21 protein-coding genes are annotated in these 22,425 nt (G+C 70.4%); 11 read left to right on the forward strand and 10 right to left on the reverse strand.

Going from position 1 to position 22,425, the window contains the following annotated elements:
- Nucleotides 1-85: 85 nt before the first annotated feature.
- The 3 genes from LCN96_RS17540 to LCN96_RS17550 all read right to left on the reverse strand — a co-directional run bounded on the left by LCN96_RS17540 (nt 86) and on the right by LCN96_RS17550 (nt 1,992).
- On the reverse strand, nt 86-520 hold the full coding sequence (locus LCN96_RS17540; RefSeq protein ID WP_225275998.1) for a CBS domain-containing protein: 435 nt from the start codon (nt 518-520) through the stop codon (nt 86-88).
- 87 nt (nt 521-607) lie between these two features.
- The gene (locus LCN96_RS17545) at nt 608-853 is read right to left on the reverse strand and encodes a sulfurtransferase TusA family protein (protein ID WP_225273752.1); all 246 of its coding nucleotides are present in this window, start codon (nt 851-853) and stop codon (nt 608-610) included.
- Entirely contained in the window at nt 850-1,992 is a 1,143-nt protein-coding gene (locus LCN96_RS17550) for a cysteine desulfurase family protein (protein WP_225273753.1), read from the reverse strand. The genes LCN96_RS17545 and LCN96_RS17550 overlap by 4 nt, the downstream gene beginning before the upstream one ends.
- A gap of 201 nt (nt 1,993-2,193) precedes the next feature.
- Between LCN96_RS17550 and ctaC the strand changes: the two genes are divergently transcribed.
- The 4 genes from ctaC (at nt 2,194) to LCN96_RS17570 (ending at nt 6,410) form a co-directional block, all read left to right on the forward strand.
- Nucleotides 2,194-2,973, forward strand: coding sequence for an aa3-type cytochrome oxidase subunit II (ctaC, locus tag LCN96_RS17555; RefSeq protein ID WP_225273754.1), 780 nt, complete (start codon nt 2,194-2,196; stop codon nt 2,971-2,973).
- Between the two features lie 77 nt (nt 2,974-3,050).
- Complete coding sequence (ctaD, locus tag LCN96_RS17560; protein ID WP_225275999.1) at nt 3,051-4,643, forward strand: aa3-type cytochrome oxidase subunit I; 1,593 nt, start codon at nt 3,051-3,053, stop codon at nt 4,641-4,643.
- Nucleotides 4,643-5,056 (forward strand): cytochrome c oxidase subunit 4, encoded by a 414-nt coding sequence (locus LCN96_RS17565; protein ID WP_080041195.1) that lies wholly within the window; start codon nt 4,643-4,645, stop codon nt 5,054-5,056. The genes ctaD and LCN96_RS17565 overlap by 1 nt, the downstream gene beginning before the upstream one ends.
- A gap of 145 nt (nt 5,057-5,201) precedes the next feature.
- Entirely contained in the window at nt 5,202-6,410 is a 1,209-nt protein-coding gene (locus tag LCN96_RS17570; RefSeq protein ID WP_225273756.1) for a L,D-transpeptidase, read from the forward strand.
- 225 nt (nt 6,411-6,635) lie between these two features.
- On the opposite strand, the gene trpD is transcribed toward LCN96_RS17570, so the two are convergent.
- Complete coding sequence (gene trpD / locus LCN96_RS17575; RefSeq protein ID WP_225273758.1) at nt 6,636-7,685, reverse strand: anthranilate phosphoribosyltransferase; 1,050 nt, start codon at nt 7,683-7,685, stop codon at nt 6,636-6,638.
- Between the two features lie 6 nt (nt 7,686-7,691).
- Nucleotides 7,692-8,117 (reverse strand): response regulator, encoded by a 426-nt coding sequence (locus LCN96_RS17580; protein WP_225273759.1) that lies wholly within the window; start codon nt 8,115-8,117, stop codon nt 7,692-7,694.
- A 179-nt stretch (nt 8,118-8,296) separates the two neighbouring features.
- Here LCN96_RS17580 and ctaE point away from each other — a divergent pair, with 179 nt between their 5' ends.
- From ctaE to qcrB, 4 genes are read left to right on the forward strand one after another with little or no spacing between them, the layout of a single operon-like run.
- Nucleotides 8,297-8,953 (forward strand): aa3-type cytochrome oxidase subunit III, encoded by a 657-nt coding sequence (gene ctaE, locus LCN96_RS17585; protein WP_311132314.1) that lies wholly within the window; start codon nt 8,297-8,299, stop codon nt 8,951-8,953.
- Between the two features lie 14 nt (nt 8,954-8,967).
- Complete coding sequence (qcrC, locus tag LCN96_RS17590; RefSeq protein ID WP_225273763.1) at nt 8,968-9,777, forward strand: cytochrome bc1 complex diheme cytochrome c subunit; 810 nt, start codon at nt 8,968-8,970, stop codon at nt 9,775-9,777.
- Nucleotides 9,774-10,886, forward strand: a complete 1,113-nt coding sequence (gene qcrA / locus LCN96_RS17595) for a cytochrome bc1 complex Rieske iron-sulfur subunit (RefSeq protein WP_225273764.1) — start codon at nt 9,774-9,776, stop codon at nt 10,884-10,886. Before qcrC ends, qcrA begins: the two co-directional genes overlap by 4 nt.
- Nucleotides 10,883-12,538, forward strand: coding sequence for a cytochrome bc1 complex cytochrome b subunit (gene qcrB, locus LCN96_RS17600; protein ID WP_225273765.1), 1,656 nt, complete (start codon nt 10,883-10,885; stop codon nt 12,536-12,538). Before qcrA ends, qcrB begins: the two co-directional genes overlap by 4 nt.
- A 214-nt stretch (nt 12,539-12,752) precedes the next feature.
- Here the strand turns inward: qcrB and LCN96_RS17605 are convergent, their stop codons facing one another.
- Both LCN96_RS17605 and LCN96_RS17610 read right to left on the reverse strand, forming a co-directional pair.
- The gene (locus LCN96_RS17605; RefSeq protein ID WP_043638385.1) at nt 12,753-13,040 is read right to left on the reverse strand and encodes an Lrp/AsnC family transcriptional regulator; all 288 of its coding nucleotides are present in this window, start codon (nt 13,038-13,040) and stop codon (nt 12,753-12,755) included.
- A 17-nt stretch (nt 13,041-13,057) separates the two neighbouring features.
- Nucleotides 13,058-14,782, reverse strand: coding sequence for a DEDD exonuclease domain-containing protein (locus tag LCN96_RS17610; protein ID WP_225273766.1), 1,725 nt, complete (start codon nt 14,780-14,782; stop codon nt 13,058-13,060).
- Between the two features lie 75 nt (nt 14,783-14,857).
- On the opposite strand from LCN96_RS17610, the gene LCN96_RS17615 reads away from it, so the two are divergent.
- The 3 genes from LCN96_RS17615 (at nt 14,858) to LCN96_RS17625 (ending at nt 19,521) form a co-directional block, all read left to right on the forward strand.
- Complete coding sequence (locus LCN96_RS17615) at nt 14,858-16,354, forward strand: serine/threonine-protein kinase (RefSeq protein WP_225273768.1); 1,497 nt, start codon at nt 14,858-14,860, stop codon at nt 16,352-16,354.
- Nucleotides 16,344-17,819, forward strand: a complete 1,476-nt coding sequence (locus LCN96_RS17620) for a serine/threonine-protein kinase (protein WP_225273769.1) — start codon at nt 16,344-16,346, stop codon at nt 17,817-17,819. Before LCN96_RS17615 ends, LCN96_RS17620 begins: the two co-directional genes overlap by 11 nt.
- 280 nt (nt 17,820-18,099) lie before the next feature.
- Nucleotides 18,100-19,521, forward strand: coding sequence for a hypothetical protein (locus tag LCN96_RS17625; RefSeq protein ID WP_225273771.1), 1,422 nt, complete (start codon nt 18,100-18,102; stop codon nt 19,519-19,521).
- A gap of 171 nt (nt 19,522-19,692) precedes the next feature.
- Here LCN96_RS17625 and LCN96_RS17630 read toward each other — a convergent pair whose 3' ends face one another.
- The 3 genes from LCN96_RS17630 to LCN96_RS17640 all read right to left on the reverse strand — a co-directional run bounded on the left by LCN96_RS17630 (nt 19,693) and on the right by LCN96_RS17640 (nt 22,348).
- The gene (locus LCN96_RS17630) at nt 19,693-21,438 is read right to left on the reverse strand and encodes a PH domain-containing protein (RefSeq protein WP_263657491.1); all 1,746 of its coding nucleotides are present in this window, start codon (nt 21,436-21,438) and stop codon (nt 19,693-19,695) included.
- 191 nt (nt 21,439-21,629) lie between these two features.
- The gene (locus LCN96_RS17635; protein WP_225273772.1) at nt 21,630-22,124 is read right to left on the reverse strand and encodes a PH domain-containing protein; all 495 of its coding nucleotides are present in this window, start codon (nt 22,122-22,124) and stop codon (nt 21,630-21,632) included.
- Nucleotides 22,121-22,348 carry a hypothetical protein gene (locus tag LCN96_RS17640; RefSeq protein ID WP_225273773.1) on the reverse strand — a complete coding sequence of 76 codons (228 nt, stop codon included), beginning with the start codon at nt 22,346-22,348 and terminating at the stop codon, nt 22,121-22,123. The genes LCN96_RS17635 and LCN96_RS17640 overlap by 4 nt, the downstream gene beginning before the upstream one ends.
- Nucleotides 22,349-22,425 lie beyond the last annotated feature (77 nt).

Here is a 22,425-nt window from a genome sequence, read left to right on the forward strand (position 1 = left end):
ACCGAGCACGTGCGCTGGCCCTGCCACCACCCCTGACACGGCGAAGGCCGTCCCGCGCCCGCGGGACGGCCCTCACCCGCGCGCGTCAGCGCAGGGCGTAGACCCGGTGCACGAACTCGGCGAGCTGGTCGTCGGGCAGGTGCCTGGCCAGGTCGGCCTCGCTGATCATGCCGACGATGTGGCCGTCGTCCATCACCGGCAGCCGCTTGATCTGGTGCTCCTCCATGCGGGCCAGCGCGTCCTCCACGGTCGCGTCCGACGGCACCCAGACCAGCCCGGTGGCCAGCTCGCCCGCCGTCACCTGGGCGGGGTCGTGCCCGGCCGCGACACACTTCACGACGATGTCGCGGTCGGTGATGATGCCCGTCACGCGGTCGTCGGGACCGCACACGGGCAGGGCGCCCACGTCGCTGTTGCGCATCAGCTGCGCCGCCCGGTCGAGGGTCTCGTGCGCGCCGATGCACTCCGCTCCCGTGCTCATGACGTCGCGGGCGGTTTCGTTCGGTTGTCCGCTGATCATGGCTATCCCCTGCTTGTCGATGGACTCGTACGGGAGGCCCCTACCCACCGTGCGGAGCTGAATCGGGGATTTGCGGACGGCCGGAAATCAGTAGTTGCGCATGACGTGGATCGCCCAGCCGCCCTCGGGCAGCTCGTACGACCCGACGTGCCGATGCGACTTGAGCCTGCACCACGCCGGCACGTCCGTGTACGCCGCCGGGTCGTCGGCCAGCACGGCCACCACGGCGTTCAGCGGGACGTAGTTGATCTGCTCGGCCAGCATGATGATCGGGATCGGGCACTTCTTGCCCAGCGCGTCGATCGTCAAAGCCGGCTGCGTCACTTCTGTCATGCGACTCCCGCGTCCTGGCGGATGCGGCGCACCAGCTCGGGCAGCGCGGCGAGGAAGGCGTCGACCTCGGCCGCGGCAGCCCCCCTGGGCAGCGACACCCGGACATTCCCATGCGTGAGCACGCCCATCGCTTCGAGGACGTGCGATGGACGAAGCGTACTAGCGGTGCACGAACTTCCGGACGATACGGCGAATCCGGCCTTGTCCAGCTCGGTCAGCAGCGCCTCGCCGTCAACGTACAGGCACGAAAAGGTCACGATGTGCGGCGCCCGGTCAACGGGGTCGCCGATCACCTCCACGTCCGGCACGATCTCCGGGACGGTCTGCCTGATCTTGTCGATGAGCCGGGAAAGCCTGGCCTGCTCCTGCTCGGCCTCGGCCGCCGTCGCGCGCAGGGCCGCCGCCGCGGCGACGACGGCGGGCACGTTCTCGAAGCCCGGCACCCGCCGCCGCTCCCGCTCGTCCTCCGGCAGGTAGGAGCGGAAGCGCGTGCCCTTGCGCACCGCCAGCACGCCCACCCCGGCGGGGCCGCCCCACTTGTGCGCGCTGGCCGTCAGCACCGACCAGCCCTGCGGCGGCGGCATGCGGCCGGCCGTCTGCGCCGCGTCCACCAGCAGCGGCACGCCGTGCTCGCGGCAGGCCGCGGCGGCCTGCTCGACCGGCTGCAGCGTGCCCACCTCGTGGTTGGCCGTCTGCAGGCAGGCCAGCGCCGTGCCGGGCCGCGCGACCGCCTCGGCGAACCGGTCGAGGTCCACCCGCCCGCTCAGCGCCACGCCGACCGTCTCCACCGTGCCGCCCTCGCGCTCGTGCACCTGGCCCGCGTGCAGCACGCTGGAGTGCTCGACCGCGCTCGTCACCAGATGGCGCCCGGCTCTGCGCCTTCCGTGTAGGGTGCCCAGGACGCCGAGATGCACGGCCTGCGTGCCGGACGAGGTGAACACCACCTCGTCGGGGCGCGCGCCGAGCACCTCGGCCACCTCCGTGCGGGCCTGCTCCAGCAGCAGGTGCGCGCGGCGGGCCTGGCCATAGAGTCTCGCGGGGTCGGCCCAGCCGGTGTCGATCGCCGCCATCAGCGCCTCGCGCGCCTGAGGGTGCAGCGGTTCGCTCGAAGCCGCGTCGAAGTAAGCCACGAGACTCATCGTCCCACTTGCGGCGCCACCGAGGGGTCGCGCGGTAGGGCGAGGCCCCTGCACGCTAATGTGTCTGCTTGTCAGTCTGTGCTTGATGCAGAAAGAGCAATACGAGCGCCCAAGGGAAAGACTCTTGGGCTTCATCTGTGGGGTAGGCGATCCGTGAGTCCGACTCGCCGTACGACGCGGCGTTCGTTGGCCCGGCGCAGGGTGCCGCGCGCCGCCGCTTTGGCGTTGCTGCTGGCCACTGCTACGGCGTGTGCTAATGACGTCCCCGAGGCCAACTGGTCTCGCGGCCTTCTTCCCGACCACATCACCGAGCAGGGCGAGATCGTCCAGACGCTGTGGAACGGGGCCTGGATCGCCGCACTCGCCACGGGTGCCGTCGTCATCGGCCTGATCATCTGGGCGTGCATCTTCCATCGCAAGCGCAGGGCCAAGGCGGAGCTGCCTCCGCAGGTGCGTTACAACCTGCCGATCGAGATGCTCTACACCTTGATCCCGCTGGTGATGGTGTCGGTGTTCTTCTTCTTCACCGCCCGCGACAGCGAGGCGCTCGCCCATGTCGACGGCGACGCGCCGGTCAAGGTCAAGGTGGAGGCGTACCAGTGGAGCTGGCGCTTCACCACCACCGTGAACGGCAAGCCGCTCAAGCCGGTCGCCGGGGTGCCGGTGAGCGACTACAGGCAGGGCCCGCAGCTCGTTCTCCCGGTGAACACGAAGGTCGAGTTCGACCTCCAGACCGACGACGTCATCCACTCGTTCTGGGTGCCGGAGTTCCTGTTCAAGCGGGACGTCATCCCCGGCATCCCCGAGGGTGACCCGGGCCGCAAGTTCCAGATCAACACGCTCGACAAGCCAGACGTCTACGCCGGCCGCTGCGCCGAGCTCTGCGGTGTCGACCACAGCCGGATGCTGTTCTCCGTGAAGCTCGTGCAGCAGCAGGAGTGGGACCAGTACGTCGCGACCCAGGCTGGGAGTGCCCAGTGACCGCCATTCACGAACCCCTGACGACCACGCCGGTCAGGCCCACGGGTAGCACCAAGGGCCAGATCATCGCCAAGTGGATGTCCTCGACCGATCACAAGATCATCGGGCACATGTACTTGATCACGTCGTTCGCCTTCTTCCTCATCGGCGGCGTGATGGCCCTGGTCATGCGGGCCGAGCTGGCGCAGCCCGGGCTGCAGTTCACCAGCAACGAGCAGTTCAACCAGCTGTTCACCATGCACGGCACGATCATGCTGCTGATGTTCGCGACGCCGCTGTTCGCCGGCTTCGCCAACGAGCTGATGCCGCTGCAGATCGGCGCCCCCGACGTGGCCTTCCCGCGGCTGAACATGGTGAGCTACTGGCTCTACCTGTTCGGCAGCCTCATCGCCGTCTCCGGCTTCTTCACGCCGGGCGGCGCGGCCTCCTTCGGCTGGTTCGCCTACACGCCGCTGTCCAACGCGATCAACTCGCCCGGCATCGGCGGCGACCTGTGGATCATGGGCCTGGCCCTGTCCGGCCTGGGCACGATCCTCGGCGCGGTCAACTTCATCACCACGATCATCTGCATGCGCGCGCCCGGCATGACCATGTTCCGCATGCCGATGTTCGTCTGGAACGTGCTGCTGACCAGCATGCTCGTGCTGATGGCGTTCCCCGTGCTGGCCGCCGCGCTGCTGGCGCTGGAGTCCGACCGCAAGCTCGGCACGCACATCTTCGACTCCGAGAACGGCGGCGCGCTGCTCTGGCAGCACCTGTTCTGGTTCTTCGGCCACCCCGAGGTGTACATCATCGCGCTGCCGTTCTTCGGCATCGTGACCGAGATCATCCCCGTCTTCAGCCGCAAGCCGATCTTCGGCTACATCAGCCTCGTGGGCGCGACGATCTCGATCGCCGGTCTGTCCATCACGGTCTGGGCGCACCACATGTTCCCGACCGGCCAGGTGCTGCTGCCGTTCTTCTCGTTCATGACGTTCCTCATCGCCGTACCGACCGGGGTGAAGTTCTTCAACTGGATCGGCACGATGTGGCGCGGCCACCTGAGCTTCGAGTCGCCGATGCTGTTCTCGGTCGGCTTCCTCATCACCTTCCTCCTCGGCGGTCTGACGGGCGTCATCCTGGCCTCGCCGCCGCTCGACTTCCACATCAGTGACACCTACTTCGTCGTGGCCCACTTCCACTACGTGGTCTTCGGCACCGTGGTGTTCGCGATGTTCGCCGGGTTCTACTTCTGGTGGCCCAAGTTCACCGGCAAGATGCTCGACGACAAGCTCGGCAAGCTGCACTTCTGGCTGCTGTTCGTCGGCTTCCACACCACGTTCCTCGTCCAGCACTGGCTGGGCATGGCCGGTTTCCCGCGCCGTTACGCCGACTACAGCGCGGCCGACGGCTTCACCGACCTCAACCTGCTCTCGTCGGTGGGCGCGTTCGTGCTGGGCGCCTCGACGCTGCCGTTCTTCTACAACGTCTGGAAGACCTGGCGCAGCGCGCCTAAGGTCACGGTCGACGACCCGTGGGGCTACGGCAACTCCCTGGAGTGGGCGACGAGCTGCCCGCCGCCGCGGCACAACTTCACCTCGCTGCCCCGCATCCGGTCCGAGCGGCCCGCGTTCGACAAGCGGTTCCCGCACGCTTCCGCCAAGTCCGACCACCCGGAGGTTGAGTCCTGATGAAGGTGCAGGGATGGTTGTTCCTGCTGTGCGGGTTGTTCTTCGCCGGCGTGGACATCGCCTACTGGTTCTGGACGAAGGCCGCCACGGGCAAGGGTGAGCCGGTCGGCACGACCGCCATGGCCATCTCCGTCGGCTTCGCGTTCATGGTCGGCTACTACCTGATGTTCACCGCGCGGCGCATCGGCGCCCAGCCGGAGGACAACAAGCAGGCCGAGATCAGCGACGGCGCGGGCGAGCTGGGCTTCTTCAGCCCGAGCAGCTGGTGGCCGCTGTTCCTGTGCCTGGCGGCGGCCTTCGCCTTCGCCGGGTTCGTGATCGGCTTCTGGATGTTCCTGATCGGGGTCTTCCTCGTGATCATGGCCATGATCGGGTTCGTGTTCCAGTACTACCGGGGTCACTTCTCGCACTGATCGGCGCGAGCTTCGAGCGGGCGTCCTCCCTTGGGGGAGGGCGCCCGCTTTTTGGTGTTCTTTACCAGTGCACGGATGTGGTGATCTGATCACTCAGGGTAATAAAGGAGGCAGAACTGGCTCGATCGTGGACGAGGGAGTGCTCGTGGGGCGCAGAGCGTATGGACCGGCCGGCCTGCTGGCCTTGGCGCTGCTGACCGCCTGCTCGGCGGGCCCGGCCGACGACCCCAAGGGGGTCGCCATGGCAGGGGCGGCGCGGGGCGCCCCTGTAGGGGTCTCTCCGGCGGACAAGAGCACGAACGTGCCCACCGACCAGCCCGTGGTGGTTTCGGTCCATGGGGGCAGGCTCAAGAGCGTGCAGGTGATGGGCAGCGGCAAGGCGGGCCCGATGAAGGGAGTGCTGAGCGCCGACGGCTCCCGCTGGCGCAGCCTCGGCACCGCCAGCCCGGGCACCTCCTACACGGTCACCGCCGTCTCGGTGGACGCCGCGGGTCGCGCCAGCGAGGTGAAGAGCGCGTTCACGACCGTCAAGGGCGACAAGACGTTCGACATCGAGACCATCACCCCGAACAAGGACGACACCGGCCTCACCGTCGGGGTCGGCATGCCCGTCATGATCGCCTTCGACAAGCCCGTCATCGACCGGATCGCCATCGAGCGCAACCTCACCGTGCACAGCTCCAAGCCGGTGGAGGGGGCCTGGCACTGGTTCGACAACCAGCACGTGGACTTCCGGCCGGAGAAGTACTGGCCGGCGCACACCCGGGTGCGGGTGGAGGCCAAGCTGGCGGGGGTGCGCGGCGGGCCCGGCATGTACGGCAAGCGCAACGTACGCGTCGACTTCAAGATCGGCCGGTCGCAGATCACCAAGGGCAGCACCGACGAGCACGTGCTCGTCGTCAGGCGGAACGGCAAGAAGATCCGCACCATGCCGATGAGCGCCGGGCAGGGCGGCCAGTGGAAGTACTACACGACCTCGGGCATCCACCTGGCGATGTCCCGCGAGCCCGTCACCGTGATGACCTCGCCGGGGATCGGGCCGGGGTCGCCGGGGTACTACCGGCTCACCGTCTACAACACCGTGCGGATCTCCAACAGCGGTGAGTATGTGCACAGTGCGCCCTGGTCGGTGGGGTCACAGGGGAACTCGAACGTGAGCCATGGGTGTGTGAACATCAGTCCGGCCAATGCTGCTTGGTTCATCAAGAACACGTTGATCGGGGACCCGATCATCATCACCGGGTCGCCTCGGAAGCTGGAGCCGACCAATGGGTGGGGGCACTGGCAGGAGAATTGGAGGCAGTGGCTGAAGTGGAGCTCGCTCAAGGCGGGGCCGACCCTGATGCTGCGCTGACGCGGTCCCGCGGCGGCCGCCCGCGCTCGTGGCGCACCGCGCGGGCCGTGCCGGCGCGCCTTGCGCCCGCCGGTGCGCGGAGGGGCGCATGCGTTGCGCGAGTACGTCCTGGGCCCGCACGCGCTGAGGGGCGCATGCGCTGAGCGGCGCGCGTCGCACCTGCGTGCAGGCAGCGTGCCTGCGTCACGCCGTGCACGTCGAGGAGTGCCTGGGCTGTGGGGTACGTCAGGAGGCGGGACGGAAGGAGCCGCTGGCCTCGACCCACCGATCGAGCACAGCAGCCGCAGCCCCCGAATCCACAGCCTGCGCCGCCCGCGCATACCCGTCGATCATCGCGGAGTCCAGATCATCCCCGGGCCCGTCGAGCGCCACCAGAGCAGCCGCGGCGTTGAGCAGCACGGCGTCGCGGACCGGCCCGGACTTCCCGCGGACGAGATCATGCACCGCCTGCGCGTTGAACGCCACGTCACCACCCCGCAGGGCGCCGACGTCGGCGCGCGGGATGCCGAGCACCGCCGGGTCGAACGTGGTCTGGGTCGCGGTGCCGTCCTTGACCACCCAGACGGTCGAGGTGGCGGCGATGGTCAGCTCGTCGAGGCCGTCGTCGCCGCGGAAGACCAGGGCGGAGACGCCGCGCTCGGCGAAGACGCCCGCGAGCACCGGCAGCATGCGGGCGTCGTAGACGCCGATGGCCTGGGCGGAGGGGCGGGCGGGGTTGGTGAGCGGGCCGAGGAAGTTGAAGATCGTGGGGACGCCGATCTCCTTGCGCGTGGGCCCGGCGAAGCGCAGCGCGGGGTGGTAGACGGGGGCGAAGCAGAACGCGATGCCCGCGTCGCGCGCCACCTGCGCCGTCTGCTCGGGTGTGAGGTCGAGCCGGATCCCGAGGTGCTCCAGCACGTCGGCGGCGCCGCAGGAGGAGGAGGCGGCGCGGTTGCCGTGCTTGACGACCCTGGCCCCCGCCGCGGCGGCCACGATGGCGGCCATGGTGGAGACGTTGACGGTGTGCGCCCGGTCGCCGCCGGTGCCGACGATGTCGACCACGGGCCCCTCGACGCTCAGCGGCGTGGCCAGGTCGAGCATGGTGCGGGCCAGCCCGACGACCTCGGCCACGGTCTCGCCCTTGGCGCGCAGCGCGATCACGAAGCCGGCGATCTGGGACGGCGTAGCGGCGCCGGACATGATCTCCCGCATCGCCCAGGCCGACTCGTCGGAGGTGAGGTGCTCTCCGGACAGGAGAGCGGAAAGCAGGGTGGGCCAGGTCGTCCGGGAGTCCATGGGCACCTACTTGGCGTTGAGACGGGTGGAGTTACGGCGGCGCATCAGGTCGGCCACGGTGTCGGCCAGGACCATGGGCTCCAGGGGCTGCGACACGACCGCGTCGGCCTTGGACCACTCGGCCAGCCAGCGGTCGTCGCGCCTGGCGATGATCAGGCAGATGGGCGGGCAGTCGTAGACCTCGTCCTTGGCCTGGCGGGAGATCCCCATGCCGCCCGCCGGCTGCGTCTCGCCGTCGAGGATCGCCACGTCGATCTCACCCGACCCCAGCCACTGGTGGACCTTGGGCTCGGTGGCGCACTCCACGATCTCCACGAGGGGTACGTCGGCCGCGGGGCGCCTGCCGATGGCCTGGCTCACCTCGGCCCGGGTGGCGGCGTCGTCGCTGTAGACGAGGACCTTCATCTTCTCGTCGGTGCTCCCAGTGGACATCGGTCGCGCTCACTATCAGTCGAAGCGGTATGGTCACCTGGGATCGTACCGGTGTGCCGGGATGCATACCCAGGGCACCATGCCTGGTGGGTGTTATGTGGCAATTATCCCAGGTTGGCTACCGGTTTGTACCTGCTAACGGGGGGTCGTGCGCCGGACCGACCACCGGAGCCGCAATAATGCTGCCCGTGGCGACAGCATCCGCAATAACTTCGACGACGACAGCACAGTCGTACCGCAGACCGAATCTGGTCAGTGTGGGCACGATCGTCTGGCTGTCCTCTGAGCTCATGTTCTTCGCGGCGCTGTTCGCGATGTACTTCACCATCCGGTCGGTGAGCGAGGGCAAGGGCCTCGAATGGGGCCCGGCGCTGCTTCCTGCGGGCACGCAGGCCGCAGAGGGAGTCGCTCACCTGAACATCCCGTTCGCGACGGTCAACACGATCATCCTGGTTCTGTCGAGTGTGACGTGCCAGCTGGGCGTGTGGGCCGCAGAGAAGGGGCAGGTCGGCAAGCTCCGCTTCTGGTACATCGTCAGCTTCCTGATGGGCGCCGTCTTCGTCGCCGGTCAGCTGTACGAGTACATGGAGCTGGCGTCAGAGGGCGCGACCTTGTCCGCTAACGCCTACACCTCGGTGTTCTACCTGACGACGGGCTTCCACGGCCTGCACGTGACCGGTGGCCTGATCGCGTTCCTGTTCATGCTGGGACGCACGTACGCCGCGAAGCGCTTCACGCATGAGCAGGCCACCAGCGCGATCGTCGTGTCCTACTACTGGCACTTCGTAGACGTCGTCTGGATCGGTCTTTTCGCGACCATCTACATCATTCGTTAAGGAACGGGATCTCTGTGACTAGGATCACCGCTTGGCGGCGGCATCCCCTCGCGAGATACGCCGTCCTGATTTTGGCGTTGGCGCTGGTCGGGATGGTATACGCCGCCTTTGTCCAGGCGGGTAAGCCTGCCGACGCGGCATTGGCGACAGGCAAGGTCGATGACGTGGCCGAGGGCAGGAGCCTGTTCGAAGCGCACTGCATGAGCTGCCACGGCACCAACGCGCAGGGCACCCAGACGGCGCCCACGCTCATCGGCGTCGGCGCCGCGGCCGTCGACTTCCAGATGAGCACCGGCCGCATGCCGGCCGGCGCGCCCGGCCCGCAGGCGCCGCGCAAGCCGCTCGCGCCCTGGGTCAACGAGACGGCGATCCGCCAGATCTCGGCCTACGTGCAGTCGCTCGGCGGCGGCCCGCAGGTTCCGCCCGCGGAGCACGTCGACCCCAAGCTCGGTGACGCCGGCAAGGGTGGCGAGCTGTTCCGCGCCAACTGCATCCAGTGCCACAACTGGGTCGGCGCCGGTGGTGCGCTGACGCAGGGCAAGTACGCGCCCAACCTCAACGAGGCGACGCCGACGCAGATCTACGAGGCCATGGTCACCGGTCCGCAGGCCATGCCGGTCTTCAACGACACGACGATCACGCCTGAAGAGAAGCGCAGCATGATCGCCTACATCACCCAGGTTCGCGAGCAGAGGGACCCGGGAGGTTTCGCCCTCGGGCGTATTGGCCCGGTCACCGAAGGTCTCGTAGCGTTCGTGGTGGGCATCGCCGCCCTCTGCCTCGCCGCCATCTGGATCACCGCGAAGAAGCGACAGAAGTCATGACAGACAACGAGCACGAGATCGAGCAGCCGGATGAGCGCGTGCCCAAGCGCGTCATCGGCACCCCCGCACCGGGCACCTCGATGCTCGGCACGGCGGAATCGGCCGAAGCCGACCAGGATGTCCCCGGCGTGACGCTGCAGGACCCGGCCAAGGCACGTAAGGCCGAGAAGATCGTGGCGCTGTGCTTCACGATCACGTTCCTCGCGGCCATCGCGTTCATCATCTCCTACGTGTACTTCCAGGTCGGCAGCCCAGAGGCGACGGGCACCTCCAACCTGGCGCTCGGCAGCACGCTCACGATCGCGATCCTGGGGCTGGCGGTCGGCATCGTGATCTGGGTCCGCCAGATCATGCCGAAGTACTCCCTGATCCAGGAGCGCCACACGATGGCCTCGGAGGAGGCGGACCGCGACGTCGTCGCGGACACCTTCCTGCGTGGCGCCAACGAGAGCGGCTTCGTCAAGCACAAGCTGCTGCGCCGCACGCTGCTGCTGGCGGCGGCGCCGCTCGGCCTGGTGCCGCTGGTGCTGCTGCGCGACCTCGACAACAACCGGATGCCGGGCGCGAGGTTCAACGACCAGCTGCGGCACACGGTGTGGGGCGAGAAGACCAAGGAGGGCAAGCCGCTCAGGCTCGTCGTCGAGGGCACCGGCCAGCCCATCAGGGCCGCCGACTTCAACTCGCCCGGCGGCATCCTGTCGGTCGTCCCCGAGGGCTACGAGCACGACCTGAACGCCCTCGCCAAGGCCACGCTGATCCTGATCAAGTTCCGTCCGGAAGAGATCAAGGGCGGCACCAGGCTGAACTGGACGCACGACGGCATCGTCGCGTACTCCAAGATCTGCACCCATGTGGGCTGCCCCGCGGCCCTGTACGAGCAGAACACGCATCACATCCTCTGCCCGTGCCACCAGTCGACGTTCGACGCCGCCGACGGCGCCAAGGTCATCTTCGGCCCGGCCGCCCGGCCGCTGCCGCAGCTGCCGATCAGCGTCGACGCCGAGGGTTTCCTCATCGCCCAGGGCGACTTCGAGGTGCCCGTCGGTCCCAGCTACTGGGAGCGTGGTGACGCGGAGGCCGCGGCAAGGGAGAAGGGAGGCCAGGCATGAGTGAGCTGAAGGCCGCGCCGAAGGCCATCGCCGGGCCGTCGAACTTCCTCGACGAGCGCCTCGGCGGCGCCAACTTCCTCAAGCGCAACCTGCGCAAGATCTTCCCTGACCACTGGTCGTTCCTGCTGGGTGAGATCGCGCTCTACTCCTTCGTCATCCTGCTGCTGACCGGTACGTTCCTGACGTTCTGGTTCAAGCCCAGCATGATGGAGGTCGCCTACGACGGCTCGTACGCGCCGCTCAGGGGCGTCATGATGTCCGAGGCCTACGCGTCGTCGCTGGAGATCAGCTTCGACGTCCGGGGTGGTCTGCTCATCCGGCAGATGCACCACTGGGCGGCCCTGCTCTTCGTGGCCGGCATGATGGTCCACGCGCTGCGCGTGTTCTTCACCGGCGCCTACCGCAAGCCGCGCGAGATCAACTGGATCATCGGCGTGCTGCTGCTGACGCTGGCGCTGGCCGAGGGCCTGACCGGCTACTCCCTGCCCGACGACCTGCTCTCCGGCGCCGGTCTGCGGATCACCGAGGGCGTGGCGATCTCGCTGCCGCTGGTCGGCACGTACATCACGTTCTTCCTGTTCGGCGGGGAGTATCCGGGTGAGGATGTCATCTCCCGGTTCTACTCGCTGCACATCCTGCTCATCCCGGGCATCCTCCTGGCGCTGATCTCGGCGCACATGGTGCTCATGTGGGTGCAGAAGCACACGCAGATGCCGGGCAAGGGACGTACGAACCAGAACGTCGTGGGTGCGCCGTTCTACCCGGCCTTCATGCTCAAGGCCGGCGCGTACTTCCTGTTCACGCTGGGCGTGGTCAGCGGTCTGGCGACGTTCACCCAGATCAACCCGATCTGGCTGTTCGGCCCGTACACGCCGGCGGACGTCTCGGCGGGCTCGCAGCCCGACTTCTACATGGGCTTCCTCGAAGGCGCGCTGCGCATCATGCCACCGTGGGAGATCAACCTCTTCGGCACGGCCCACGCGGGCACGCTGCCGTTGAGCGTCATCATCCCGGCGCTGGTGCCGATGGGCATCATCATGACCGGTCTGGCGCTGTACCCGTTCCTCGAACGGTGGATCACCGGCGACAACCGCGAGCACCACGTCGCCGACCGGCCGCGCAACAACCCGCACCGCACCTCGATCGGCATCTCGGCGATGACGTTCTACGGCGTGCTGTGGCTGCTCGGCGCGAACGACGAGATCGCGGCGAACTTCCACGTGAGCCTGAACCACACGACCTACGCCGGTCGCGTGCTGATCTTCGTCGGGCCGATCCTGGCCTACCTGATCACCTACCGCATCTGCCTCGGCCTGCAGCGCTCCGACCAGGCGATCATCTCGCACGGTGTGGAGTCCGGCGTGATCAAGCGGCTGCCGCACGGTGAGTTCATCGAGGTCCACACGCCGCCGTCGGACGACATCGAGGCTCACATGCGCGGCAAGGAGCCGGTGCCGATGCTGCCGGTGGACGAGGACAGCTCGGGCATCCCGCCCAAGGGCATGCGCGGGCCGATCGGGAAGCTGCGCGGGCGCATGTCCAAGGCGTACGGCGGGGAGAAGATCCCCATGGACGACGGGCATGGGCACGACGAGGACGAGCACGCCGCCATCGGCAGTGGCGGCGGCGAGGACCGCAGCATCACGCACTGAATCTGCCGCCACAACCGCACGGGCCCGGACGAGAGAACTCTCGTCCGGGCCCGTCGGCGTTGGTGGGGTGGGGGTGGGTGCTGGTGTGCGGTGGCTCGCGGTTCCGTGCGCGGGCCCTGCGCCGCTCGGCGGGGCCGGTCGGCGCGGCGTCCAGCGGCCCGGAGGCGCGACGCGCGCGTGCCCCGAGCGGGCCGGGGACCGGCCCGGGAGGCGGTCAGTCGGCCTCGGGGAAGCCGATCGAGAAGGCCGCGTCCAGGTCGTGCTTGGAGTAAGCACGGAAGGCGATGTGCGTCTCCGTGTGCAGCACCCCGGCGACCTTGTTGATCCGCCCCGGCACCACCTCGGCGATCTCCTCGTAAGCCGCGACCCGCACCATGGCCAGCAGGTCGTACTCGCCGGTGATGGAGTAGACCTCGCTGACCCCCTCGATCTCGGCGATCGTCTGGGCGACCTCCGGGATCCGGTCTACCTCTGCGTTGATGTGGACGATAGCCGTGACCATGTATCAACTGTATCGTTTCACCTCAAAGGTCGCCCCTCCCGAGGGCGGCGTTGGTCGAGATGCCGGTAAGCGAGGTCAATGCGAGCCTTGTGGCGGCCCGCACCGTGGGCCGGGAGACTCCACTCGCCGTCCAGCTCCACCAGCCGCACCCCCGGCGACTCCAGCCAGCGCAGGATGCACTCCGTCTCCTCGGCGCTGGCCGCGTGCACGGGGCCCGGGCCCGGGATGACGACCTCGGCGGTGGCCTTGAGCGAGGCGACGAACGGGGTCGGGTGGGTGCCCTTGGGCATGACGCCGGCCGCGGCGAGGCGGCCGTAGCGGACCACGTGGATGTCCCACCCGCCGCCGAACGCCGGGCTGGCGGCCACCAGCTCCGGGATGCGGGTGATGGCGCTGAGCCGCTGCATGCGCGCGGCCGTACGGACGAACGAGGCCAGCCGGTCGCGGTCGACGGAGGCCTCCTCGTAGCGCTGCTCGACCGACAGGCGCTCCATGCGGGCCGAGACCGCGCTGAAGACGGGGGAGGCGTCGAGGGTCATGGCGCGGCGGGCGCTCTCGACGTGCACGGCGTACTCCTCGGGGCTCTGCCTGCCCTCGCAGGGCGCGCCGCAGCGGCCCATCTCGTGCAGCACGCACGCCGCCCGCCTGGTGCGCAGCGTGACCGGCTGCGTGCACTGGCGCAGCGGGACGGCCTCGTGCAGGGCGATGCGGGCGTCGTCGGCCTGGCGGGCGCTGGTGAAGGGGCCGAGGTAGGTGGCGCCGTCGTCCTTGAGGTCGCGCACGATCGACAGCCGAGGGAAGACGTCGGTGGTGAGCTTGAGCCACAACATCTTCTCCGGGAAGCGCGAGCGCCGGTTGTAGCGCGGCTTGGCGCCGCCGATCAGGCGCAGCTCGCGGACCTCCGCCTCCAGCGCGGTCGAGCAGACGATGTGGCGCACCCGCTCGGCGATGCCGATCATCTCGCGGATGCGGGGGCGGGTCTCGCCGGCGGTGAAGTAGGAGCGCACGCGGTTGCGCAGGTTGGTGCTCTTGCCGATGTAGAGGACCTCGCCGCGCTCGTCCTCGAACAGGTAGACGCCCGGCGCGTGCGGCACCGACTCGGCGAGGTGGCGCTTGCGCTGCTGCTCGGGCGTGGGGGCGCGGACGAACGACTTCAGCTCCTCCAGCGTGTGCACCTGGAAGGAGCCGGCCCGCTCGATCAGCCCGTGCAGCACGTCGACGGTCGCCCTGGCGTCCTGGAGGGCACGGTGGCACGGCTCGACGGGGCTGCGGAAGAACCTGGCCAGCGTCGCCAGCTTGGCGTTGGGCGTCTCGTCGCGGGTCAGCACCCGCCGGGCCAGATCGACGGTGTCGACGACCGGGTTGGCCGGCGGGGGATAGCCGAGCGCGGCGCACGCGGCCTTGATGAAGCGGGTGTCGAAGCCGGCGTTGTGCGCCACCAGCGTGGACCCCCTGATGAACTCCAGGAAGCTCGGCAGCACCGACTCGATCTTGGGCGCGGCCAGCACCATCGCGTCGGTGATGCCGGTCAGCACCGAGATGAACGGCGGGATCGGCCCCCCGGGATCGACCAGCGTCGAGAACTCGCCGAGCACCTCGCCCGCCCGCACCTTGACCGCGCCGATCTCGGTGATGGCGTCCTCGGCGGGCGCGCCGCCGGTCGTCTCGAGGTCGAACACGACGAACGTGACTTCGCTCAGCGGCGTGCCGAGCTCGTCGAGAGTGCCTTGAACCGGATCCACGAACCAAGACCATAGAGAGAGGGACCGACAGGAACGAGTAAGCACCCCTCTTGATCCTTAGTTACCCTTCCCTTTATGTCCGCGGGAAGACTTTCCGGCCGTTACTCCCTGCTTCGTCCGCTGGGCGCGGGCGGCATGGGGAAAGTATGGCTGGCCAGGGACGAGATGCTCCACCGCGATGTCGCGGTCAAGGAGCTGACGCTGCCCGAGGGCATGTCCGACAGGGAGCGGCACGACCTGGTGACGAGGGCCGTGCGCGAGGCGCAGGCCATGGCCCGGCTGCGCCACCCCGGCATCGTGGCGCTGCACGACGTGGTCGTCGAGCAGGAGCGGCCCTGGCTGGTGATGGAGCTGCTGCGCGGCCGCACGCTGGCCGAGACCGTGCGCGAGTTCGGGCCCATGCCGCCCGAGTACGCCGCCAGGATCGGCGCCGACGTGCTGGAGGCGCTGATGGTGGCGCACGCCCAGGGCATGCAGCACCGCGACGTCAAGCCGGGCAACGTGTTCCTGACCGAGAGCGGCCGGGTGGTGCTCACCGACTTCGGCATCGCCAGGCAGGAGGGCCAGGCCACGATCACCGAGCAGGGACTGACGATCGGCTCGCCCGGGTTCATCGCGCCCGAGCGGCTGGAGGGCCAGCCCGGCGGCCCGGCCAGCGACCTGTGGTCGCTCGGCGCCACGCTGCACATGGCGCTGAAGGGCACGCCCGCCTACGACGGCTCGGCGGCCCAGCGCATCCGTGCCACGCTGATGGAGCCGCTGCCCCCGCTGGAGGGCCCGCTCGGGCCGGTGGTGACCGCCATGATGGCCTACCAGCCCGCCGCCCGCCCCGACCCGCGCGTGGCCGTCGAGGTGTTGCGGCAGGTCGCGGCCGGCCGTCCCGCGCCGCGGCTGCCCGTCAACGCCGAGGTGACCGCGCCGGTCAAGCGGCGCGGCAGGGTGGCGCTGTGGACCGCCGCGGCGGCGGTGCTGGTCGCGGGGGCGGGCGCGACGGGGTTCGTGCTGCTGGACCGCGACGGCGGTGGCGGCGCCGGCGCCTTCACCGTGCCGCTGGACGTCTGCACGCTCCTCGGCCAGCAGGAGGTCGGCAGGCTGTTGCGTACGCAGCAGCCGCCGAAGGGCACGCCGGACTCCGACGAGATCGGCCCCAAGTGCGGCTGGCCGCTGCAGGGCACCGGCGTGGGCCTGCAGGTGCAGCGCGACTCCGACACCGTGGACCCCTGGTCCATGACCGAGACCTCGGCCCGCGCGCTCTTCCGCAACCAGCAGCGCTACTGGGCCAAGTACGACTCCGTCGACTGGACCTGGCCCGAGATCGGCGTGAGCAAGTCGATGCGGGCGGCGCGCACGCCGGTGCGCCCGCTCACGGGCGTCGGCGAGGAGGCGTTCGGCTTCGAGCTGAAGGGCCCGACGGGCCGCATGGTCTCGGCCCACGTCTACTACCGGCTGGCCAACCTGGTCGTCAGCGTCGAGTACACCACTCTCTCCGACAAGCCGACCGACGAGGACATCAAGCAGGCGGCCCTGAAAGCCGCGCAGGCGAGCGAGCAGGCGTTGCGCGATGCCAGGTGACCTCTACCTGCTGGCGGGCCGCTACCGGCTGATCGAGCGGCTCGGACAGGGCGGCGCCGGCACCGTGTGGCGGGCGATCGACGAGATGCTCGACCGGCAGGTCGCGGTCAAGCAGGTGCGCATCCCCGAGGGGCTCGACCCGCGCGAGCGGGCGGAGTTCGCCGACCGCGCCATGCACGAGGCCAGGTCCGCCGGACGGCTGCGCGACCCGGCCATCGTGCTCGTGCACGACGTGGTCCTCGACGGCGGCCGGCCGTGGATCATCATGGACCTGACCACCGGCCGCTCGCTCGACAAGGTGATCAAGGAGCGGGGGCCGCTGCCGCCCGGCTTCGTGGCCGCGGTCGGGCTGCGCGTGCTGTCGGCGCTGGAGGTGGCCCACGCCCATAGCCTGCTGCACCAGGACGTCAAGCCCGCCAACATCCTGCTGGACGCCGACGGCACGGCGATGCTCACCGACTTCGGCATCGCCGCGCCGATGGGCGGCAGGGGCGACATGTTCGGCAGCGCCGGCTCGCCCGGCTACATGGCTCCCGAGCGGCTCAACGAGCAGCCGTCCGGCCCGTCCGCCGACCTGTGGTCGCTGGGCGCGAGCCTGTACACGGCGGTGGAGGGGCGCGCGCCGTTCGAGCGGGCGCTGCCCGCCGCCGTCGCGGCGGCGGTGCTGCTGCACGAGCCGCCGTTCCCCACCAGGGCCGGGCACGAGCTGGGCCGCCTGCTGATGGCCATGCTCGCCAAGGACCCCGCCGCGCGTCCCACGGCGGCCCAGGTCCGCCAGGCGCTGAGCGGGCTGGCGGGCCAGGGCGCCGCTCCCCGCCCTGCGGAGCGGCGGCGCCGGTGGTGGCTGCTGCCCGGCGTGCTCGCCGCCGTCGTCGCGCTGGGCGCGGGCGGCTGGTACGCCGCCGCCGCGCTCGGCGAGCAGGAGACCGGCAGGTACGCCACCGCGCCCGACCCGTGCGCCCTGCTGACCGACGCCCAGGCCGCCGAGCTGGTGCGGGGCAGCCCGGAGCGCAGCCTCACCAGGCCGGGGGAGTGCCGGTGGCTCATCCGCGAGGGCATGTACCCGGCCCGCAGCCTCCTCGTCCGCGTCTGGGCCGAGCAGCCCACCGCCGACCTCGACGGCCCGCGGGTGGCGCAGCGCCGCTTCGACAGCGAGAGGAGCACCCGCGCCGCCGCCGAGGGCGTGACGCGGCGGCAGGCGTACGGGAAGATCCGCGAGATCACCGGCGTCGGCGAGGTGGCGATCGCGCAGAACGGGTTCAGGTTCTACGAGAACTCCAACGAGAGCGGCATCGCCGACAGCATCCTGCTCTTCCGCACGAGCAACCTGCTCGGCGAGGTGATCTGGCACCGCGAGGACGTGGACGTCGACACCGCGCCCGGCGGTGAGCCGGCCGGCGCGATCACCGACCAGAAGACGGCCGTGGCCGCGGCCCGACTGATCATGGCGGCGCTGGCGAAATGAGACCTTACGGCCAGAGACACTGTAAGCACCTTGCAAGGGGTGTGACTACCATGTCTCCCCGCAAGTCAGGGCAACCCCAGGAGTCCCAGTGAACCCCGGTAGCGAGTACGAGCCGCCCTTCGCCCCTCAGCAGGTGCCAGGCAGGCAGTACGAACCACCGGGCAGGCCGCCGATGCCGCAGGGCATGCCGCCGGGAAGGCAGCAGGGCATGCCGCCTGCCGGCATGCCGCCGGGGATGCCACCGGGAATGCCCCCGGGAATGCCACCGACCATGCCTCCCATGCCGCAGCCCCCGCCGCCGCGGCGCCCCGCCTGGCTCATGCCCACGCTGGCCGCCGCCCTCGTCGTGCTCGTCGCGGCGGGCGGCGTGGGGGCCTACTTCCTGTACGGCAGGCTCTCCGGCGGCTCGGCCCCCACCGGCACCGCCTCCTCCTCGCCTGCCAAGCAGCCCGCCACCGCCGCGGCGCCCCCCGACCTGTGCGCCATGCTGCCCAAGGAGGAGGCCGAGCGGCTCGTGCCCGGCGCCGCCGTGGCCACCTCGTCCCGGGACGGCGACTACACGGTCAACTTCGGTTGCAACTGGATCAACCAGCGCATCTCGTTCGGCGAGTTCTGGCGCAGCAGGGAGATCGACGTCAAGGTCGAGCAGCACAAGGGCGAGCGCGCCAAGACCGGCCGCGCGATGGCGCAGACCTCGTACGAGATGGAGTACCGCGGCGGCAGGTACGGCGAGACGGCCAAGCCGTCGCTCGACCCCGACGAGAAGCAGTACGTCTCCCCGGTCAAGGACGTCCCGGGCGTCGGCGACGCGGCGTTCGCCCAGTACACCTGGCGCCGCAGCGGCAAGCTGCTCTGGTACGCCTACGGCACCGCGTACGCCCGCGTGGGCGACATGATGGTCAAGGTCAGGTTCCAGGCGGGCCAGCAGCGCAAGGACGCGCAGATCCTGTCGAACCAGACCATGCAGGCGGTCACCGAGGAGAACGCCATCCGCGAGGTGAGCGGGCTGGTCGCGCACTTCGCCAAGGGGCTGGCGGACTGGCAGGCGAAGCACCCCGGCGTCCTGGTCAAGGCGGAGCCGACGGCGGCGGCCACGGTCTCGCCGACCACCAGTGCGACGCCCTCGCCCACCGTGCTGGCCTCCTTCCCGGCGGACTGCCAGGCCGTGACGGAGGCGGCCACCCGGCTCGTGCCCGAGCCGACGACCCGCGCGCGCGGCACCTCGGTCGGCGACGACGACCAGACCGAGTGCCGCTGGCTCAACCGGGAGCTGTCCGGCGGCCCCGGCGTGACGAAGATCCGCAGCGCGCTGATCACCGTGCACCGGTTCACGAACCGGGCGGGCGAGGTGGACGAGCCCGCGGCCAAGGCGTACTACGCCAGCGTGTACGGCCGTACCAAGACCACCGCGGAGTCCGCCATCGGCAGTATCAGCTTCGGCGCGGTGAGCGAGGTCAAGGGGCTGGGCGACCAGGCGTTCCAGCAGTTCGTGAAGAGCAGGAGCGGGGAGGTCTCCGCCTCCAGCGGCTCCGTCACCGTCCGCGAGGGCTCGTACGTGATCGTCGTCGACTACTCCGGGCACCAGCGGCCCGAGGGCGAGGCGACCGACTCGCCCAAGGTGACGCTGATGCCCGAGAAGGAAGCGATGGCGGGCGCGCTGGCTCTGGCCAAGGCCTACCTGGAGCAGCCGGCGGGCAACTAGCCCCATCGTGACCCTGAATCGTGACTCTGACTCATGATTTGCCGCCACGGTTAATGCGGCTGCAACCCGGTTGCAAGCGGGACAAATACGGTTATGTCTGCAAGCACCTGAGCCGCGCGATCATGTTTGTCCAGTACAGGGGCATGGGCAAACCGTGGGGGATCACGCGGCTCATTGCTTTTCCCGGGACAGGAAGGGTTCGAGCAGCCCGGGTACGGCCCGCGCGGCCAGGTCGAGGCCCTCGCCGCGGCCCACGTCCACCACGTCGTAGTGACCCCGGCCCGCCGCCGTCGTGGCCGAGACCGTCAGCAGGCCGGAGCGGCGCTGGAAGTACGTCTCGGTGATCGTCCAGCCGGAGATGCCCTTGCGGTCGAGCGCGATCGTGCGCCGCACCACGGCGCCCCTCCTGGCGATCAGATGGCGGGGGCCGAGCGCGTGCCCCAGGCTCGCGGCGCTCGCCACGGCCAGCCACAATCCGTACGCCAGCACCGCCACGGGCGCCAGCCACACCCAGCCGCCCAGCCGCGTGTTCACCCAGCCGCTCACCTGCGCCCACGGCAGCGCCGTACCCGTGGCCGTCGCCAGGCCGGGGGCCGTCCCCGTCGCCAGTGCGGTGATGGACGCGGTGACCAGTGCCGCCACCGCCGCCCGTACGAGCCGCCTGCGCCGGGCCGCCGCGGGGTGTGCCGCGAGCGCGGGCGCGTTGTGCCGGGCCGCGGGTGCGGGCGCGGGTGCGCTGTGCTGGGCGGGCGTGGGCGTGGGCCCGGGTGCCCTGTGCCGGGCTGCCGTGGGTCCTGCGGCGAGCCCGGGCACGTCGGCGCCGGCGATCGCGGCGGCCACGCGCACCGCCTGGGCGCGCGGCATCGGCGGGGTGAGCGCCGCCACGTCCTCGGTCTCGCCCTCGGCGCTCTTGCCCAGCCCGGTGGCGATGGACCTGAGCCGGGCCGCGCCGCCCAGCCGCAGCAGCAGCGGCTCGTTCAGCTCCACCCCGCGCAGCCTGCGCTCCTCCAGCGTCAGCGACCGGCTGGTCAGCAGCCCCCTGCGCACCCGCAGCCGGCCGGGCTCCCGCTCCAGCCGGTAACGGCCCCACGACTCGGCGAACAGCAGCACCGCCCCCAGCACGCCCACCACCACGTTCACCGCCAGCAGCAGCGGAACGGCCACCATCGGCTGCGCCACCAGCCACTCCCACAGGCCGGTCGCCAGCCGCGTGGTGAACCGCTTGAGCCCGAACGAGTCGAGCGCCTTGTACAGCGCCCCGAGCACCACGGCCGCGCCGGTGAACGTCCACACCGACAGCGGCGCGTACCTGACCCAGGACCAGCTCAGCTCCGCCAGCGGCCCGCCGCCCGCCTCGGCGGCCTCCGCGCCCTGGTGCAGCAGCACGCGGCGCAGGGCCTCGGCGTCGTGTCTGGTCAGCGGGTCGAGCTTGAGCTCGGCGCCCTCCTCGGCGTGCTCGCCCGTGCCGACCTTGACCACGGTCAGGCCGAACATCCTGTTCACGGGGTCGGCGCGGAGGTCGACACTGCGTACCCGGTCGCGGGGGATCGAGCGGTGCTGGCGGACGGTGATGCCCGAGCGCAGCTCCAGGCGGTCGGGGGTGAGCCGCCACCTGGTGGTGCGCAGCCTGAGCACGTCGTACGTGACCACGGCGGCGATCACCAGCACCGCGGCGCCCGCGCAGGCGGCCACCATCCCGCCCACGGGCCAGTCGCGGCCCAGCAGGAACCGCACCAGGCCGGCCGAGACGCCTGCCACGATCGCCAGCGACTTCACCCCGGACGCCCACAGGCTGCGCCGCGCCAGCCCCTGCCACCCACCGTCACCGGTATCGGCCCCCGCCCGGGGCACCCCTTCTTGGGCCGGCCCGGCCGCGCCCGCCCACGGCCCGGGGACGCCGCCTTCGATCCGAGCCACGCCGCCCTCCGACCTCGGCGCCCTGCTCTCGGCCCAGGAAGGGCTGCCCTCGGGCCTTGGGGCGCCGCTCCCGGCCCGTGCTTCAGCGCCCTCCGGCCTGGAGGCGCCGCTTTCGGCCGACGGCGTGCGGCCGGGCATGCCGCTCGCGGGGCGGCGCGCGGAGGCGTTGCCTGGCGTGGCGGGCCACGGCCTCACGTCGCATCCCCCGGAGTAGCCTGCGTGATCGCGGTCAGCCGCTCGGCGAGCTCGGCCGCCACCTCGTGATCCAGCGCCTCGATCTTGACGGCCCCAGCCGACGACGCGGTGGTCACCGTGACGTCCGCCAGCCCGAACAGCCGCTGCACCGGCCCCCGCGCGGTGTCGACCCGCTGGATCCTGGACATCGGCGCCACCCGCCAGGTGTGCGTCAGCCACCCCTTGCGCGTGTAGACCGCCTGCTCGGTGACCTCCCACCGCTCCACCCGGTAGGAGGCCCGCGGCGCCACCACCGCCACCACCAGGCAGCCCGCGGCGAACACCCCCACGACCGCGCCCAGCCACCCCGGCCGTGAGGTGAGGAACCAGTACGCCGCCACGGACGCCCCCGCCACCGGCACCATGAGGATCAGCCACTGCACCGTCCACCACGCCACCGCCCGCCGATCGACCTGGTGGCGCGGCGGGCGCAGTGTGGCCGGGCCGCTCATTCGCCGTCCTCCGCCCTGTCCATGGACTCGGCGACGGCGATCAACGCGAAGCCGAGCACCCCCATCACGATGGCCGCGAACACCGCATATCCCTCCAGGAACGGCAGCAGATTCACCACGAGCAGACCGTGGGCCCACCGCCACCAGCCGAGCAGGCCGTTCACCAGGCCGCCGACCCCTTGCAGGATCAGCAGCCAGCCGAGCACCTTCAACACCGCTTGCATGCCGTCAAGCCTCGCGCGGGCGCCCGGTGGCCCGCGTCGGCCGTTGGTCTCGGCGGGGACCGACTTTGGTCGCTGTC

It is taken from the genome of Nonomuraea gerenzanensis (assembly GCF_020215645.1).
Classification (GTDB): domain Bacteria; phylum Actinomycetota; class Actinomycetes; order Streptosporangiales; family Streptosporangiaceae; genus Nonomuraea; species Nonomuraea gerenzanensis.